Below are 15589 nucleotides of genomic sequence, written 5' to 3' on the forward strand. Positions count from 1 at the left end.
GCTACAGCAGCCCCTTTGTGGAGTTAATCCCTTTGATTTCCGGATTGATGGTGACAGCTTCTCGCAGTGCCCGGCCGGTCGCCTTGAACAATGATTCGATTTTATGGTGTGTGTTGCTGCCGTACAGAACTTTCAAATGCAAGGTCATGCGGGCGTTAAAAGCCAGCGCCCGAAAGAATTCTTCCGTCAGTTCAGTCTCAAAGTTGCCTAAAATCGGTGTCGCAAATGATTCGTCAAAGACCAGAAACGACCGCCCGCTCAAATCCAGCGAACAACACCCCAGCGCTTCATCCATCGGCACAAAACTCGTGCCGTAGCGGTTGATGCCGGCTTTGTCGCCGAGTGCTTCCAGCAGCGCTTGTCCCAGCACGATGCCCACATCTTCCACCGTGTGATGCGCGTCTATTTCTAAATCACCGTCGACTTGCACCACTAGAGACAGCCGTGCGTGTCTGGCGAAGAGAGTCAGCATATGGTCGAAGAAGCCGACTCCTGTGCGGATTTCAACAGGGTCTTGCGCATCCAGATTAAGTGTCAGGTCGATAGTTGTTTCGGTAGTTTTTCGTTTGATTGAGCTGTTTCTCATTCTGTTTCCTCCTTTTGGCATCTGATTTCAACTGCTCGGGCGTGTGCTTCCAGCCCTTCCGCTCTGGCGATTAGGGCGATGTTTTCACAGTCATCGGTGAGAGCGTTCTGGCTGTAATAGGTAAACTGCGAGTATTTGATAAAGTCTGTCGTGTTGAGAGGGGAATAAAAACGTGCTGTCCCGTCGGTCGGGAGCACATGGTTTCCTCCTGATAAATAATCGCCTACCGGCTCTGATGTGTAGTCTCCCAGAAAGATGGAGCCGGCATGCCGAATTTGGTTCAGGCGCATCATCGGCTCGGTCATCTGAATTTCCAAATGTTCCGGCGCAATGGCGTTGGCGATGGCGAACATGTCTTCTTCGTTGTCTGCGAGAATAATTGCACCGAAATCAGCGAGTGCCTGCCGGGCGATTGTTTTCCGCGGCAGCGATGCCACTTGTTTATCCAGCTCTGTCGCCACCTCATCAGCCAGCTCAGCGTTGTTGGTAATCAGCATGGCTCTGGCCATGACATCATGTTCTGCCTGTGATAGCAGGTCGGCAGCAACAAATGCCGGATTGGCACTGTCATCTGCCAGTACAGCAATCTCTGACGGGCCGGCAATCATGTCGATAGCAGTGACACCGTAAACTTGTTTTTTAGCAGTCGCCACATAAATATTCCCCGGGCCGACGATTTTATCAACTTTCGGGATGGTCTCAGTACCATACGCCAGTGCAGCGATTGCCTGCGCTCCGCCGATTTGATACACATCATCCACGCCTGCCAGCTTGGCAGCGGCCAAAATAGCGGCAGGGATGCCGTTTTTACCGGGAGGTGTGACCATGACGATGCGGCCCACACCTGCCAGTTTTGCCGGAAGGACATTCATCAGTACCGAAGAAGGGTAGGCGGCAGTTCCGCCAGGCACATAGACGCCGACAGCATCCAGAGGGGTTACCAGCTGCCCGCGCACAACCCCTTTCCGGCTTGTGTCAATAAACCCGTTCGGTAATTGTTTCTGGTGGAATGACAAAATATTTTCTTTTGCCTGTTTTAACGCAGAAAGTAGGGAATCATCCAAATCTGTGATTGCTTTTTTCAGTGCGGCATCCGGCACTTTTAGAGTCTCCAACTGTACAGCATCAAACGCAAGTGTCAGTTCCTTCAAGGCACTATCACCGGCAGTTCTGACTTGCTGAATGATATCGCGCACCTGCTGTTCGATTTGCTGGTTATCGGTTTGCTGCGTTTGCCGCTGAGTGCGCAGTTCGTTCAGTATGCTTTCTCTATTTCCCTCGAAACGCTTCATATACGTTGTCTCCTTTCAATAATTTCCTCTTCTAACTGGTCGATAAGTCTGAAAATTTCTTTGCGTCTGCGCTTCAGCGCGGCTTTATTCACAATCAGCCGTGTGGATATCGGGCAAATGTCTTCAAAGACTTTCAGGCCGTTTTCTTTCAAGGTTGACCCTGTTTCAACAATGTCGACAATGGCATCTGCCAAATTGACCAGTGGAGCAATCTCCACTGAACCTTCGATTTTAATGATGTTGATATCCTCGCCTTTTTTTTGAAAGAAATCTTCGGTCACTGTCGGGTATTTCGTGGCAATTGTTTTCCGTTTATAATCGTCCGGGTCAAAATCAGCAACAGACGCTAGAGAGAAACGACATTTGCCGATTTCCAAATCCAACATTTCATAATAGCCGTACAGGTCTTCAAGCAAGGTGTCTTTGCCGACGATGCCGATGTCGGCAATGCCGTGTTTGACGTAAGTCGTGACATCCGGGGCTTTGGCAAGCAAGAAGTGATAAGGGCTCTTTTTTTCCGTGAACACCAGCTGCCGCCGTTTGTCGGCAAGGACTTGACAGTCGATGCCGGCGGCGCTCAGCAGCTTGACAGCTTCCTTTTCTATTCTGCCTTTGGTTAATGCGATCATCAGCGGTTTCATTCCCCATCCTCCTTCAAACAGATATCTTGCCGGCCGCTTTCTGTCAGGACAATCACTTTGTCGTAGTGCCATTGTTTGGCAAAAGCAATACTGTCCGGCAGTTCATCAAACAGACTCAAACGTGCATTTTTTTCGGTTGTTTGCAGCTGCCGTGCTTTGCCGGTCTGAGCGGTATCAAAGTGTATTAGAATGGCAGGCGCTTGCAGTTTTGGAAACAAGTTTAATTTATACTGTAAGGCAATCAGTGCATCTAAATTAAACGCGAGTCCCACGGCCGGTGTTTCGGGAAAACCAAAATAATTCAGCAGGGAATCATAACGGCCGCCGTTGAAAACAGCATCGGGCGCGGAATCGGCATAGCCGGCAAACATCACGCCTGAATAGTAGCTCAACGTCGGCACGGTGCATAAATCCACTGAAACCGACAACTCCGGCTGGGTCGCCATCAATGTCTGATAAATCTGAAGCACCTCATCGAAAGCCTCGTGGATGACCGGATGGGACGTGACCTGTTTGGCCCGTCGAATAGTATCGACCGGGTCGCCGATCAGCCGCGGCAGCATTAAAATGAAAGCATCCAAATCACTGGGGTGCGCTGCCACGAACCGGCGCAGCTCAGTCAGATTCTTCTGAATCAGCAGATTGGTCAAGTATTGCTGCTGTGTGTGCTCAAAACCGCTGATTTTCATCAACGTGTGATAAATGGCAGCATGGCTGAGTTCGATATGAAAGTCTTTTATCTGCAGCTTGCGCAACACTTCTTCTGCGCACAACAGACAGTTAATCTCAGCTTTGTGCGAGGCGTAGCCGACAACTTCCACGCCGATTTGTGTCCACTCGTTGCGGCTGCCGGACAAGTCTTCGTTGGCACGAAAAATTTTCCCGCTGTAATACAGCTGAAGCGGCAGGCTGATGTTGGCGGAAGAAATCACCCGTGCCACCGGCGAAGTCATATCGGGACGGAGGACAATCAATCGTCCTTTAGCATCAAACAGGCGGTACAATGACAGGGTTTGTTTTGCTTGCTGGTTAAACACGTCTTCAAATTCCATGACAGGGGTCTCAATACGGTGGAACCCTCTGTCGGCAAACACCTGGCATATTTGTTTTTCCATGTCATATGTGCCCTCAGCTTCTCGGAACAATTTGTCTTTTGTACCGGCCGGCAGGCTTTTTTTCCATACCATGAAATCAAACTCCTTTCAAATAAAAAAAAGTCCCCTTGACAATTATTGTCAAGAGGACGGGAATACATACTCACGCGGTGCCACCTCATTTTGTTTCTATTTTACAATAGAAACCTCAGTTAGTCCGGAAGAACTAAACGCAATAACGGGCGCACCGTTTTTTCCTACTAGCAAATTTCAGAAAAACGACTCAAAGATGTGTTCGCAAAAAGTTCGGCTGTCCTTTTTCACCGGCCAAGGACTCTCTGAAGCGTGGACTGTTTACTACTTGTTCTTCTCTTTGTCTTTTAATCAAATTCTCATAATGATTTAATTGCAGAAATCATAACATATAAGCAGTGCTAAGTCAAACAACATCTGGGAGAATCGGTCCTTTTTTTTAATAATGATTCCGGAAAAAATTACTTGATTAGTCGTAGTAAAAAGAGTATACTGATTTTACTACGACAGATAAAGTACGTCAGACGAAGTAAAGGTGTGATGCTATGATTAGCAGTGACATAATGCGGGGTTATAACGACTTGTTGATTTTGTCGGTCCTTTTGGACGGCGATTCATACGGGTATGAGATTTCCAAACGAATCCGCGATATTTCAGAAGAGCGTTACGTCATCAAAGAGACCACCCTCTATTCTGCTTTTGCCAGATTGGAAAAAAACGGCTTCATCACATCCTATCCGGGTGATAAGACGCATGGCAAACCGCGGACGTATTACAAACTTACCGCTGCAGGTTTGGCTCATTTCATTGAAAAACAGGAAGAGTGGCAAGTGACGAAGGTAGTTGTTGATAAATTTTTAGGAGGCTGACCTTATGGAGACGATTATTAATTATGTGGAAACGATGTTCATTAATTTACCGGAAACAGCTGAGCTGCAGCAGTTGAAACAGGATATTCTGTTGAACATGGAAGATAAATACAATGAATTGAAAGCAGCAGGGAAAAGTGAAAATGAAGCTGTCGGCACGGTCATCTCCGAGTTTGGCAATTTGGATGAAATTATCGATGAGATGGACAGCGAAGGAGGACAGTTTGAAGAGGATGTAGAGCTGCTGCCGGTAGTGGATATGGCTGAGGCATCGAATTATGTGGCAGTCAGACGCAAAACGGGGTTCAATATTGCTTGCGGGGTGCTGTTTTGTATGCTGGGCGTGGCGTCCCTCCTAGCTGTGCAGGGGTGGGCAAACGGCAACGAACAGTTGGAACTAATCGGACTGGTGCCGCTTTTTCTGCTGGCGGCAGTTGGTGTCGGTCTGTTCATCGTCAGCGGTTTTCGCTTGAAACCTTTTGAATACATGGAAAAATCCTTTGTGCTGACAGGTACTACCCGCAAAGAAATCGATCGCCAGAAGGAAACATACTACCGCTCTTATGTGGTCAGTATCACAGCTGGTGTGATGATTTGTATCATTTCTATGGTGGCGATTTTCGTGGCGGAAGCTTTGGCGCCGGACAATGACCAAATGACCCTTTATGCAATCAGCGTCATGCTATTGATTGCGTCGATTGGTGTATTTTTAATCGTCTATGCCGGCAATGTCCAAGGTGCCTATACGACTCTTTTGGAAAAAGGCAAGAACAGGCAACCGACAAAAGAGGAACTGCAGCGGCGGTCATGGACCAAAAAAATCGCAAGTGTCGTTTGGACAGCAACGACAGCGGTCTACTTGCTGGCAGGAATTCTGTTTGGAGCTTGGGGAAAAGCATGGATATTGTTTGCCATTGTTGGTATAATAAGTTCGTTCTGGGAGACCGATGATGACTAACAGAGGAGACATGGACGATACATGAAGAAAAAAGCTTTTTACCGGGAAACGATACTCTACCTTATATTTGGTGTTTTGACGACAGTTGTCTACTTCGTTGTACGCTTCACTGTCAACGATATGACAGGCAGCTCCATGATAGCGGCAGTGGCAGGGCAAGTGTCCGCTATTCTTTTTGCCTTTTTTACTAATAAGATGTTTGTGTTTCAGGACCGCAAATGGAGCATCCGCGCCTTGCTGATTCAACTGCTGGCGTTTACCACAGGCAGACTCTTTGTGTTTGCGCTGGATTTGGGTGTTACATACATCGCGATTGAACGGTATGCTGATTTTTTTATCCGATTGTTCCGATTTAACCGGATCGACTATCAAGGCGCCTTGTTTTCAAACAGTTTGACGGCTAAATATATCGGCAGCCCTGAACTGCTGAATCAGTTTGTATTTGTTTTGCTGCTGCAGGTGTTGGCAATTGTCATTAATTACGTCGTCTCAAAATTCGGGGTATTCAAAAAGAAAAAATCAGTTTCCTGAAAAAAATCAAGAAGTCTGCCGATTGGCGGTCTTCTTTTTTTCTTGCGTCTGCTGCTAAAAAATTACCTTGCTTCCTGACAGATTTTTTAATTTTTTCCGGTGGCAGATGTTTGTCTTTTTTTTTCAAGCAGTGTATGATACACATAAATACACTAAAAGATAAAAGGAACGGGGACTAATGAAGAGAATCGACAAAATCTACCTTTATGTTAAGGAACAAACGAAACACCTGACGCCTGATACCCTTGCCGAAGAGGATGGTGTTACGACAGTTGATGTCTCCACGCGGCTGGGTATTCAGCGGACAAATGCGAGCAAAGATTTGAATCAGCTGGTCCGTGATGAGCTGTTGGCAAAGATTGACGGCCGTCCTGTCAGATATGTCGTGAAATCCGCGCTGCGGCGTCAGCCTCTAACAAGTCATGTCAGCAGCTATCGTGAAAATTCACGCGTTGAACCGGCTGCAAGTTCGTTCCTTGTCGACGAAACAGAAAATATTTTTAACCAGATGGTCGGGTCGAAAGGCAGTATGAAAACACCGGTGGAGCAAGCGAAAGCAGCTATTTTATATCCGCCGAAAGGCTTGAACTGTCTGATTATCGGACCGACCGGCTCAGGCAAGACATACTTTGCCCATGCCATGTTTCAGTTTGCCAAGGCAAAACAGGTCATTGACAACAAAAAAGAACTGGTTGTGTTTAACTGTGCGGACTATGCCCACAATCCCGAGCTGTTGATGTCGCACCTCTTTGGTTATGTCGAGGGGGCGTTCACCGGCGCTAAACAATCGAAATACGGGATTATCCAAGAAGCTGACGGAGGTGTCCTGTTTCTTGACGAGGTGCATCGTCTGCCGCCGGAAGGGCAGGAGATGATTTTTTATTTCATGGATCACGGGACGTATTCCCGGCTCGGTGAAACGACCAAGGAAAATCATGCAGAAGTTCGTATCGTTTGCGCCACGACGGAAGACCCGTCTTCGTCATTGCTGAATACATTTGTCCGCAGAATCCCGATAGTGATTCAATTGCCTAATTTCAATGACCGTCCGGCGCAAGAGAAAATCGACCTTGTCAAAATCATGGCGGCTATCGAAGCCGGCCGCATCCAGAAGCGGATTGTCCTGTCTGAAGATGTGATAAAAGCGTTGATAGGCAGTGTCACGTACGGCAATGTAGGGCAGCTGAAATCCAGTGTACAGCTGGTCATGGCCCAAGGTTTTCTGAATCATATGGACAAAGATGAGCTGGTGATTACACCGGATGAGCTGTCTGACAGCATTAAAGAAGGGCTGTTGAAACTGGCCAGCAACCGCAGTGCCTCTGCCGAGATCGCCAAGTATCTGGAACCGCAGACAGTAATTGTCCCTAATGAACCTGTTTCATTTATTCAGGCGGATTCTTACGAACTGCCTTATAATTTGTATGATATTATCGGCGATAAAGCAGCCTTGTTGAAATCTGACGGGGTCGATCAGGAAGTGATCAACGATTTTATCACGACTGACATCAATGTCCATTTGAAATCTTTTTACCGCAACCACGGGTTCACGTTCGACACCAATGACAAATTGGCGGAAATTGTCGATGAATGGATTATCGACATGACGCGGGAGATTTATGAACTGGTCAAAGAACGCCTAAACTATGAATTTCAGTCCAACTTTATTTATGCCATGAGCCTCCATATCAGTTCATTTATGAAGAGGATTCAAATCGGGAGTAAGCGGGACACACAATTGAATGAAAATATCCGCAACATGGTGCTGGATTACCGGGAGGAGTTTCAAGTAGCTAAGGAAATCAAACAGCTGATTGAAGGGCGCTATCAAATGATGATTCCGGAATTCGAAACCTATTACTTGACGGTGCTGCTTGTATCGTTGAAGAAAAACAATGACATCGGGCGTATCGGTATCGTCGTGGCGGCTCACGGGAAAAGCACCGCAACCAGCATGGTTCAAGTCGTTTCGCAGTTGATGAACGTGGACAACTTGCAAGCTGTTGACATGCCTCTGGAAATGAAGCCCAAGGCGGCGCTGGAGGAAATCATCAAAGCGGTGAGAACTGTCAATCAAGGCAATGGGGTGCTGCTGCTCGTCGATATGGGTTCGCTGAGTACATTCACGGATGAAATTATTGAACGGACAGGCATCATGGTCAAGACAGTCGATATGGTGACCACACCGATTGTGCTCGAAGCAGCGCGAAAAACCTCCATGCTGGAAACGAAACTGACCGATGTGTATGACACTCTGAAAGATTTCCACGGCTATGCACGTCTCGGGCAAGTCAGCCAGCAGGATACCTCGCATATGTTTCCGCCCATCAAGCAGCGGGCGATTATCGCCATTTGCGCATCGGGTGAAGGAACAGCGCAGCGCATGAAAGAATTGATTGAACGTTACTTGGCACCATATGAGAATAATGATCTGGTAGTCTTGCCGTCTTCAATTTTAAATATCCGTCAGGACATTTCTTCTATCAGACACAAGTATCAAGTTGTCGCAGCGACCGGCATCGCAGATCCGGATTTGGATGTGCCGTTTATTCCGATGGAAAACTTTTTCTCCGAAAATTCTGCGCAAATAGTTGCCCAGCTGGTGGAACCGGCAACACCGGTGATTCAGGATGTAAATGTTGATGAGGAGCAAGCGAGAAATGCCTGCATTGATTATATGAGACAGAGCTTCGTGTTTATCAACCCGGACAAGGTAATTGAACCATTATGGCAGTTTGCTGAGCGCGTCAGCGGCAGTTTAAGCCGTCCGGTTGAATATACATTTTACCTCAATTTAATCATGCATTTGGCAGGGATGCTGGAGCGCCTGATTCATCGGGAACCGCTGACCGTTGAGAAAGACCAGATTGACAGCCTGCAAAAAGATGCGGCGTATGATGCGGTGATGCGGGCGGTGGCAGCGCTGGAAAGCACCTTTAAAGTATCTGTTCCCCAGTCAGAGCTCTACTTTTTAGTTCAAATTGCGCAAAATGCGCAAAAAATCAAGACGGACAATACAGATGATCTGTAAATCAATACACAAAAAAGATACACTTATCAGTGTATCTTTTTTGTGCTTAACAGCACTTTTAAATGTTGATATCATCGCTTTATCACAATCAATACACTAAGTTGGCACAATACTTGCATTAATAATAACGAATGTGAAGAATCACTGAATCATTTGTGAAAAAGTATGGAACAGCTTTTAAAGCGGCTAACGATGCAGTCAGTCTGTATCGTGACCTCAGCTGAAAAAGGAGGAGGTATGTGATTGGATATTCGACTGGTAAGGATTGACGATCGGTTAATCCATGGACAAGTTGCCACTGTTTGGACGAAAGCCATGAAGGTCAACCGGATCCTGGTTGTCAGCGATGATGTCGCTTATGATGCGATGCGTAAAGCGATGCTGATACAGGCATCTCCCCCGGAAGTCAAAGTCAACGTCATCACTGTTGCTAAGATGATTGAGATTTACTTTGACGACCGTTTTGATGACTCGTTCAGGGCAATGCTGTTGTTTACCAGACCGCAAGATGTCGTCACAGTAGTGAAACACGGTGTCGTGCTGGACTCAGTGAATATCGGCGGCATGAGTTTTTCTTCAGGTAAAAAGATGATTACCAATGCTGTTGCCGTGGATTCGGATGATATCGACGCATTTAATTATTTGGATTCTCAGGGCATTGCTCTGGAAATCCGCAAAGTGGTGGCAGACTCACAAGTCAATTTGATGGAGCTCTTGAAGAAAAAGGCGCGCTGATTTGCAACTGTTTTGAAAAGGGTGACGCAGGATATTGAAAGGAGTGGGGTTGTCAGTTTTTTGGTTTTATTAACTGATTCTTATTTTATTTGAGTTGCTATTGCCATATTTTTTGGAATCAGTCGGTAAAAGAACAAACATTATATAGGAGGTATCCAAATATGGTAGGGATTATTTTGGCGAGTCATGGAGAATTCGCTGAAGGCATCTTGCAATCCGGCACGATGATTTTTGGTGAACAAGAAGACGTTCGTGCGGTCACATTGATGCCAAGTGAAGGTCCGGATGACTTGAGAGCTAAGATGGAAGAAGCGATTGCTTCATTCAGCGACCAAGAAGAAGTATTATTCCTGGTCGATTTGTGGGGCGGTACGCCTTTCAATCAGGCTAACACATTATTCGAACAGCATAAGGACAAATGGGCAATCGTCAGTGGTCTGAACCTGCCGATGCTGATTGAATCATATGCATCGCGTTTTTCAATGACTTCAGCCCATGAAATTGCGGCTCACATCATTGAGACGGGTAAAGAAGGCGTGAAAATCAAACCTGAAGACCTTGAACCTGAAGAGGCGCCGGCGGAAACTGCTGAAGCCGCTCAACCGGTGGGTGCTATTCCGCCAGGTACAGTTGTGGGCGATGGCAAGATTGAATATGTTTTGGCACGTGTCGATTCCCGTCTGTTGCACGGACAGGTGGCAACAGCATGGACCAAGTCTGTCAATCCTAACCGCATCATTGTCGTTTCCGATGCAGTTGCCAAGGATGATTTACGGAAAAAACTTATTGAGCAGGCAGCTCCTCCAGGAGTTAAGGCCAATGTGGTGCCAATCAGCAAGATGATCGAAGTGGCCAAAGACCCTCGATTCGGTAATACAAAAGCCTTGCTGCTATTTGAAAACCCGCAGGATGTCTTGACGGCTGTTGAAGGCGGCGTTGACATCAAAGAATTGAACGTCGGCTCCATGGCTCACTCTGTCGGCAAAGTCGTCGTCAGCAAGGTGCTTTCGATGGGCGATGACGATGTGGCGGCATTTGAAAAACTTGCCAGCAAAGGTATCACGTTTGATGTCCGCAAGGTGCCAAATGATTCACGGGACAATATGAATGACATCCTGAAAAAAGCTAAAGATGAGCTGGCAAAAGCTTAAGAGAAAAAAATACGTTTAAATAGGAGGTACATCATGTCTGTTATTTCAATGATTTTAGTAGTGGTCGTGGCCTTTCTTGCCGGTATGGAAGGGATTCTTGATGAGTTTCAATTTCATCAGCCACTAGTAGCATGTACATTAATTGGTTTAGTTACAGGTAATTTAGAAGCCGGAATTATCCTGGGCGGTTCGCTTCAAATGATTGCACTCGGCTGGGCAAATATCGGCGCGGCAGTAGCACCAGACGCAGCACTGGCATCAGTTGCATCAGCAATTATTTTGGTTTTAGGTGGTCAAGGTGTCAAAGGTGTCGATACTGCTATTGCAATTGCGATTCCATTGGCTGTTGCCGGTCTGGTTCTGACAATGGTTGTGCGGACTTTGGCGGTTCCTATCGTTCACTTGATGGATGCTGCTGCTGAGCGCGGCGACATTCGTAAAGTTGAAATGTGGCACGTGATTGCGATTTGTATGCAAGGTGTGCGGATTGCTATCCCGGCTGCAGCGCTGCTGTTTATTCCGGCAGACGTTGTCCGTTCAGCGCTGGAAGCTATGCCTGCGTGGTTGACTGATGGTATGGCAATCGGCGGTGGTATGGTTGTTGCGGTTGGTTATGCAATGGTTATCAACATGATGGCAACTAAAGAAGTTTGGCCATTCTTTGTCATTGGTTTTGTTGTAGCAGCTTTGACACAAATTACGCTAATTGGTTTAGGTGCATTAGGTGTTGCTATGGCACTTATCTACTTAAACCTTTCTAAGATGGGTGGTACTTCAAACGGCGGCGGAAGCAGCACGGGTGATCCACTTGGCGATATTCTGAATGACTATTAATCTGGAAAGGGGAGAATAAAAATGGCAGAAGAAAAAATTTCATTAACTAAAAGAGACCGTTTATCAGTAGCATGGCGTTCGACATTTATTCAAGGGTCATGGAACTATGAGCGGATGCAAAATGGCGGCTGGGCATTTGCAATGATCCCTGCTATCAAGAAATTATACAAATCAAAAGAGGACCGTATCGCAGCACTGAAACGGCACCTTGAATTTTTTAATACTCACCCATACATTGCATCACCGATTCTTGGTGTGACACTTGCTCTTGAAGAAGAGCGTGCCAATGGCGCACCAGTTGATGATGTTGCAATTCAAGGGGTAAAAGTCGGTATGATGGGACCTTTGGCCGGTGTCGGTGACCCGGTGTTCTGGTTTACTGTCCGTCCAATGCTGGGTGCACTAGGTGCTTCCCTTGCGTTGTCAGGCAACATACTTGGCCCGATCTTATTCTTTGTTTTGTGGAATGTGATCCGCTGGGGCTTCATGTGGTATACGCAAGAATTCGGCTACAGCGCCGGTTCTAAAATCACTGACGACTTGTCCGGCGGTCTGCTGCAAGATGTGACAAAAGGTGCATCGATTCTCGGGATGTTCGTGCTGGCGGCACTTGTTCAGCGGTGGGTATCCATCAACTGGCAGCCGATCGTTTCAAAAGTCCAGCTGGCCGAGGGAGCTTACATCGAATGGGACAAGTTGCCTAGCGGGGTCGAAGGTATCCGTCAAGCATTTGAACAAGTCAATTCAGGTCTTGCAATGTCGCCGGTGAAAGTCACCACGCTGCAAGATAACTTGGATGCGCTGATTCCTGGGTTATCTGCGTTATTACTGACATTCCTGTGTATGTGGCTGCTTAAGAAAAAAGTATCGCCAATCGTTATCATTTTAGGTTTGTTCGTGGTCGGTGTTGTCGGACACGTGATCGGCTTACTGTAATTGATTGAAAAAAGAGCTTGGGGCATAACGCATCTGTTCATGCTCCGGCTCTTTTTTTTTAAAATAGTAAAAACATAACCTTTTTAATGGCGTATGCCGTGAAAGCAACGTATAATTGAATATATATCATTAAGTGAAATGGAGTTGCCCGCATGGTTCAATCGTTAAACACAAAAATCGATTTGGTGATTGATGCAACGTCATTTTCCGGACTGACAGATTATGGGCAGATTATGATCGGGGACAAAGGGTTTGAGTTTTATCACGGTCAAGATCCCCGGAAGTTCATTCAGATACCTTGGGAAGAAGTGGATTATGTGATTGCCTCCGTCATGTTCAAAGGAAAATGGATTCCGCGTTATGCCATTCAAACGAAGAAAAACGGCACGTTTAGTTTTTCTTCAAAAAAACCTAAAGAAGTGTTGAGAGCAGTTCGGAATTATATCGACCCGGACCGCATGGTTCAGTCGTTAAGTTTTTTTGATGTCATTAAACGGGGCATTCGCTCGAAGTTTAAAAAGAAGTCCTGATAATACAGCAACTCGCCAAATCAGCTGAAAGTCCGTTGGAACGTTTAGTTTAACGGGCTTTTTTCAATGCGCACAAGTGACGGAAATGTATTGTTTTTATTCCGCATTTTTTTTACACTAAAACGGTTACCCGTTTGGTAATTATAGAAATTCTAATCTGGCTTTCACTGATTCCTTTGAAAAATACTAAATATTGACTTTTTCGGTTGAAACTGGTGGAAATTAATTCTCAATTAGGCTAGAATGAAAGAGGTAACATTTTATTAAACAAATGCAGTGGAGGGAAAAGAATGTCCGTTTTAGAAATAAAAAACTTACACGTGTCTATTGAAGACAAAGAAATTTTAAAGGGCGTTAATTTGACCATGAAAACGGGTGAAATTCACGCCATTATGGGACCAAACGGAACAGGTAAGTCGACCTTGTCAGCGGCAATCATGGGGAATCCGAACTACACAGTCACTGAGGGTGAGATTTATCTGGATGGGGAAGACGTACTTGAGATGGAAGTAGATGAACGCGCACGCGCCGGTCTCTTCCTAGCAGTGCAGTACCCTAGTGAAATTCCGGGCATCAGCAATGCCGAATTCATGCGTGCGGCAATCAACTCCAAACGCGATGACGACAATAAAATATCAGTGATGGACTTTTTGAAAAAACTTGACGAAAAGATGGCGCTTTTGGATATGCCGGAAGAAATGGCTGAACGCTATTTGAACGAAGGATTCTCCGGCGGTGAGAAAAAGCGGAACGAAATTTTGCAGTTGTTGATGCTTGAACCGACATTTGCCGTGTTGGATGAAATCGACTCAGGTCTGGATATTGACGCGCTGCAAGTCGTTTCAAAAGGTGTCAATCAGATGCGCGGCGATGATTTCGGCGCCCTGATTATTACGCACTACCAGCGCCTGCTGAACTACATCACGCCAGATGTTGTTCATATCATGATGGACGGGAAAATTGTGATGACCGGCGATGCTGATTTGGCAAAACGTCTGGAAGCAGAGGGCTACAAAGGGTTAAGCGAAGAACTGGGTATCGAGTTTGATGAAGAATAATGTAAAGGAGACAAGATAAATGAAAAACGTTGAGCTGAAAGATTATCTTGACGACATCACATTATTTTCAGCCAGTCAAGGTGAACCGAAATGGATGCTGGACATGCGTCTGGACGCATTGAAAAAAGCGGAAGAACTGGAACTTCCAAAAATCGAGCGGGTGAAAATCCACCGCTGGCCGCTGACGACTGTCGGGGACATCAATCAGGAGGAAACAGTCTGCGATGTACTGTCGGACTTTTCTGAGTCGCCTGACAATCCTGTCATCGTTCAGGGGCGCACAACCACATACATGGAGCAGATGCCGGCTTCTCTGGCGGAACAGGGCGTTATTTTCACCGACTTGTTCACAGCCCTGAGGGAACACGGCGATTTGGTGAAAGAATATTTTATGACGAAAGCAGTGCCGATGGATGAAGATAAGCTGACTGCTTTCCATACTGCGTTTTTAAACGGCGGGGTTTTTCTCTACGTGCCTAAAAATGTCACAGTCAAGGAAGCTGTTGAATCTATTTTCTATCATCAGGCAGCTGATGATGCCGCTTATGTCAAACATGTGCTGATAGTGGCGGATGAAAACAGTGAATTAACCTATCTGGAACGATTCCAGAGTGTTGGCGAAGCAGCTGAAAAGCATAGCGCCAACATTGTCGTTGAAGTGATTGCCAAACCGGGTGCAAAAGTCAAATTCGCAGCCATTGATTTAATGGGTGAGCAGGTGACAACGTATTTAAACCGCCGCGGCTACATCATGAAAGACGCCAGCATCGACTGGGCGCTTGGTATCATGAATGACGGCGACTTGATTGCTGACCTTGATTCTGATCTTGTCGGTGACGGGTCGCACGCCGAAGTGAAGGTCGTTGCCATCAGTGCCGGACGCCAAACTCAAGGCATCGACACACGGGTGACAAATAAAGCGCCTCACTCCGTCGGCCACATTCTTCAGCACGGGGTCATCCGTGAGCGGGGAACGCTGACCTTCAACGGTATCGGCCATATTTTAAAAGGAGCCAAAGGGGCAGATGCGCAGCAGGAGAGCCGTGTTCTGATGCTCTCGGATAAAGCACGCGGGGATGCCAACCCGATTCTCCTGATTGACGAATTCGAAGTGACGGCGGGGCACGCTGCAAGTGCCGGCCGTGTTGATCCGGAAGAGCTCTATTATTTAATGAGCCGCGGCTTGCCGCAAAGTGAAGCGGAGCGTCTCGTCATCCGCGGATTCTTAGGCTCTGTCATTACAGCCATCCCATTAAAATCGGTACAGAAAGAGTTCATTGATGTGATTGAAAGAAAGTTGGCTGATTAAG

General features: G+C 46.6%; 15 protein-coding genes and 1 other annotated feature. Of the genes, 11 read left to right on the forward strand and 4 right to left on the reverse strand.

The annotated features are described in order from the left end of the window. Nucleotide 1: 1 nt before the first annotated feature. From hisB to hisZ, 4 genes are read right to left on the reverse strand one after another with little or no spacing between them, the layout of a single operon-like run. Nucleotides 2-586, reverse strand: coding sequence for an imidazoleglycerol-phosphate dehydratase HisB (hisB, locus tag CBF27_RS12215; protein WP_126814717.1), 585 nt, complete (start codon nucleotides 584-586; stop codon nucleotides 2-4). Then, nucleotides 583-1878 (reverse strand): histidinol dehydrogenase, encoded by a 1296-nt coding sequence (gene hisD / locus CBF27_RS12220; protein WP_126814719.1) that lies wholly within the window; start codon nucleotides 1876-1878, stop codon nucleotides 583-585. Before hisD ends, hisB begins: the two co-directional genes overlap by 4 nt. After that, entirely contained in the window at nucleotides 1875-2519 is a 645-nt protein-coding gene (gene hisG / locus CBF27_RS12225) for an ATP phosphoribosyltransferase (RefSeq protein WP_126814721.1), read from the reverse strand. The genes hisD and hisG overlap by 4 nt, the downstream gene beginning before the upstream one ends. Further along, nucleotides 2516-3706 (reverse strand): ATP phosphoribosyltransferase regulatory subunit, encoded by a 1191-nt coding sequence (hisZ, locus tag CBF27_RS12230; RefSeq protein ID WP_126814722.1) that lies wholly within the window; start codon nucleotides 3704-3706, stop codon nucleotides 2516-2518. Before hisZ ends, hisG begins: the two co-directional genes overlap by 4 nt. A gap of 49 nt (nucleotides 3707-3755) precedes the next feature. Then, nucleotides 3756-3996 (reverse strand) — a binding site (T-box leader). 195 nt (nucleotides 3997-4191) lie between these two features. On the opposite strand from hisZ, the gene CBF27_RS12235 reads away from it, so the two are divergent. From CBF27_RS12235 to sufD, 11 genes are all read left to right on the forward strand, one after another. Continuing rightward, nucleotides 4192-4515: a PadR family transcriptional regulator gene (locus CBF27_RS12235; protein WP_126814724.1), complete on the forward strand. Its 324-nt coding sequence runs from the start codon at nucleotides 4192-4194 to the stop codon at nucleotides 4513-4515. Between the two features lie 4 nt (nucleotides 4516-4519). Continuing rightward, a complete protein-coding gene (locus CBF27_RS12240) occupies nucleotides 4520-5473 on the forward strand; it encodes a permease prefix domain 1-containing protein (RefSeq protein ID WP_126814726.1) in 954 nt (317 codons plus the stop codon). 21 nt (nucleotides 5474-5494) lie between these two features. After that, nucleotides 5495-6004 carry a GtrA family protein gene (locus CBF27_RS12245; RefSeq protein WP_126814728.1) on the forward strand — a complete coding sequence of 170 codons (510 nt, stop codon included), beginning with the start codon at nucleotides 5495-5497 and terminating at the stop codon, nucleotides 6002-6004. 178 nt (nucleotides 6005-6182) lie between these two features. After that, nucleotides 6183-9035 carry a sigma-54-dependent transcriptional regulator gene (locus tag CBF27_RS12250; RefSeq protein ID WP_126814730.1) on the forward strand — a complete coding sequence of 951 codons (2853 nt, stop codon included), beginning with the start codon at nucleotides 6183-6185 and terminating at the stop codon, nucleotides 9033-9035. Between the two features lie 243 nt (nucleotides 9036-9278). After that, entirely contained in the window at nucleotides 9279-9770 is a 492-nt protein-coding gene (locus tag CBF27_RS12255; RefSeq protein WP_170175112.1) for a PTS sugar transporter subunit IIB, read from the forward strand. Nucleotides 9771-9931: 161 nt separating this feature from the next. Beyond that, nucleotides 9932-10921 (forward strand): mannose/fructose/sorbose PTS transporter subunit IIB, encoded by a 990-nt coding sequence (locus CBF27_RS12260; protein ID WP_126814732.1) that lies wholly within the window; start codon nucleotides 9932-9934, stop codon nucleotides 10919-10921. A 33-nt stretch (nucleotides 10922-10954) separates the two neighbouring features. Next, nucleotides 10955-11755 (forward strand): PTS mannose/fructose/sorbose transporter subunit IIC, encoded by an 801-nt coding sequence (locus CBF27_RS12265; protein WP_126814734.1) that lies wholly within the window; start codon nucleotides 10955-10957, stop codon nucleotides 11753-11755. Nucleotides 11756-11776: 21 nt separating this feature from the next. After that, a complete protein-coding gene (locus CBF27_RS12270) occupies nucleotides 11777-12691 on the forward strand; it encodes a PTS system mannose/fructose/sorbose family transporter subunit IID (protein ID WP_126814736.1) in 915 nt (304 codons plus the stop codon). A gap of 152 nt (nucleotides 12692-12843) precedes the next feature. After that, nucleotides 12844-13221: a DUF956 family protein gene (locus CBF27_RS12275; RefSeq protein WP_126814738.1), complete on the forward strand. Its 378-nt coding sequence runs from the start codon at nucleotides 12844-12846 to the stop codon at nucleotides 13219-13221. 290 nt (nucleotides 13222-13511) lie between these two features. After that, nucleotides 13512-14279: a Fe-S cluster assembly ATPase SufC gene (gene sufC / locus CBF27_RS12280; RefSeq protein ID WP_126814739.1), complete on the forward strand. Its 768-nt coding sequence runs from the start codon at nucleotides 13512-13514 to the stop codon at nucleotides 14277-14279. Between the two features lie 19 nt (nucleotides 14280-14298). After that, a complete protein-coding gene (gene sufD / locus CBF27_RS12285) occupies nucleotides 14299-15588 on the forward strand; it encodes a Fe-S cluster assembly protein SufD (RefSeq protein ID WP_126814741.1) in 1290 nt (429 codons plus the stop codon). The last annotated feature ends 1 nt before the right edge of the window (nucleotide 15589 follow it).

This window comes from Vagococcus acidifermentans, from assembly GCF_003987655.1.
Taxonomy (GTDB): Bacteria; Bacillota; Bacilli; order Lactobacillales; family Vagococcaceae; genus Vagococcus_B; species Vagococcus_B acidifermentans.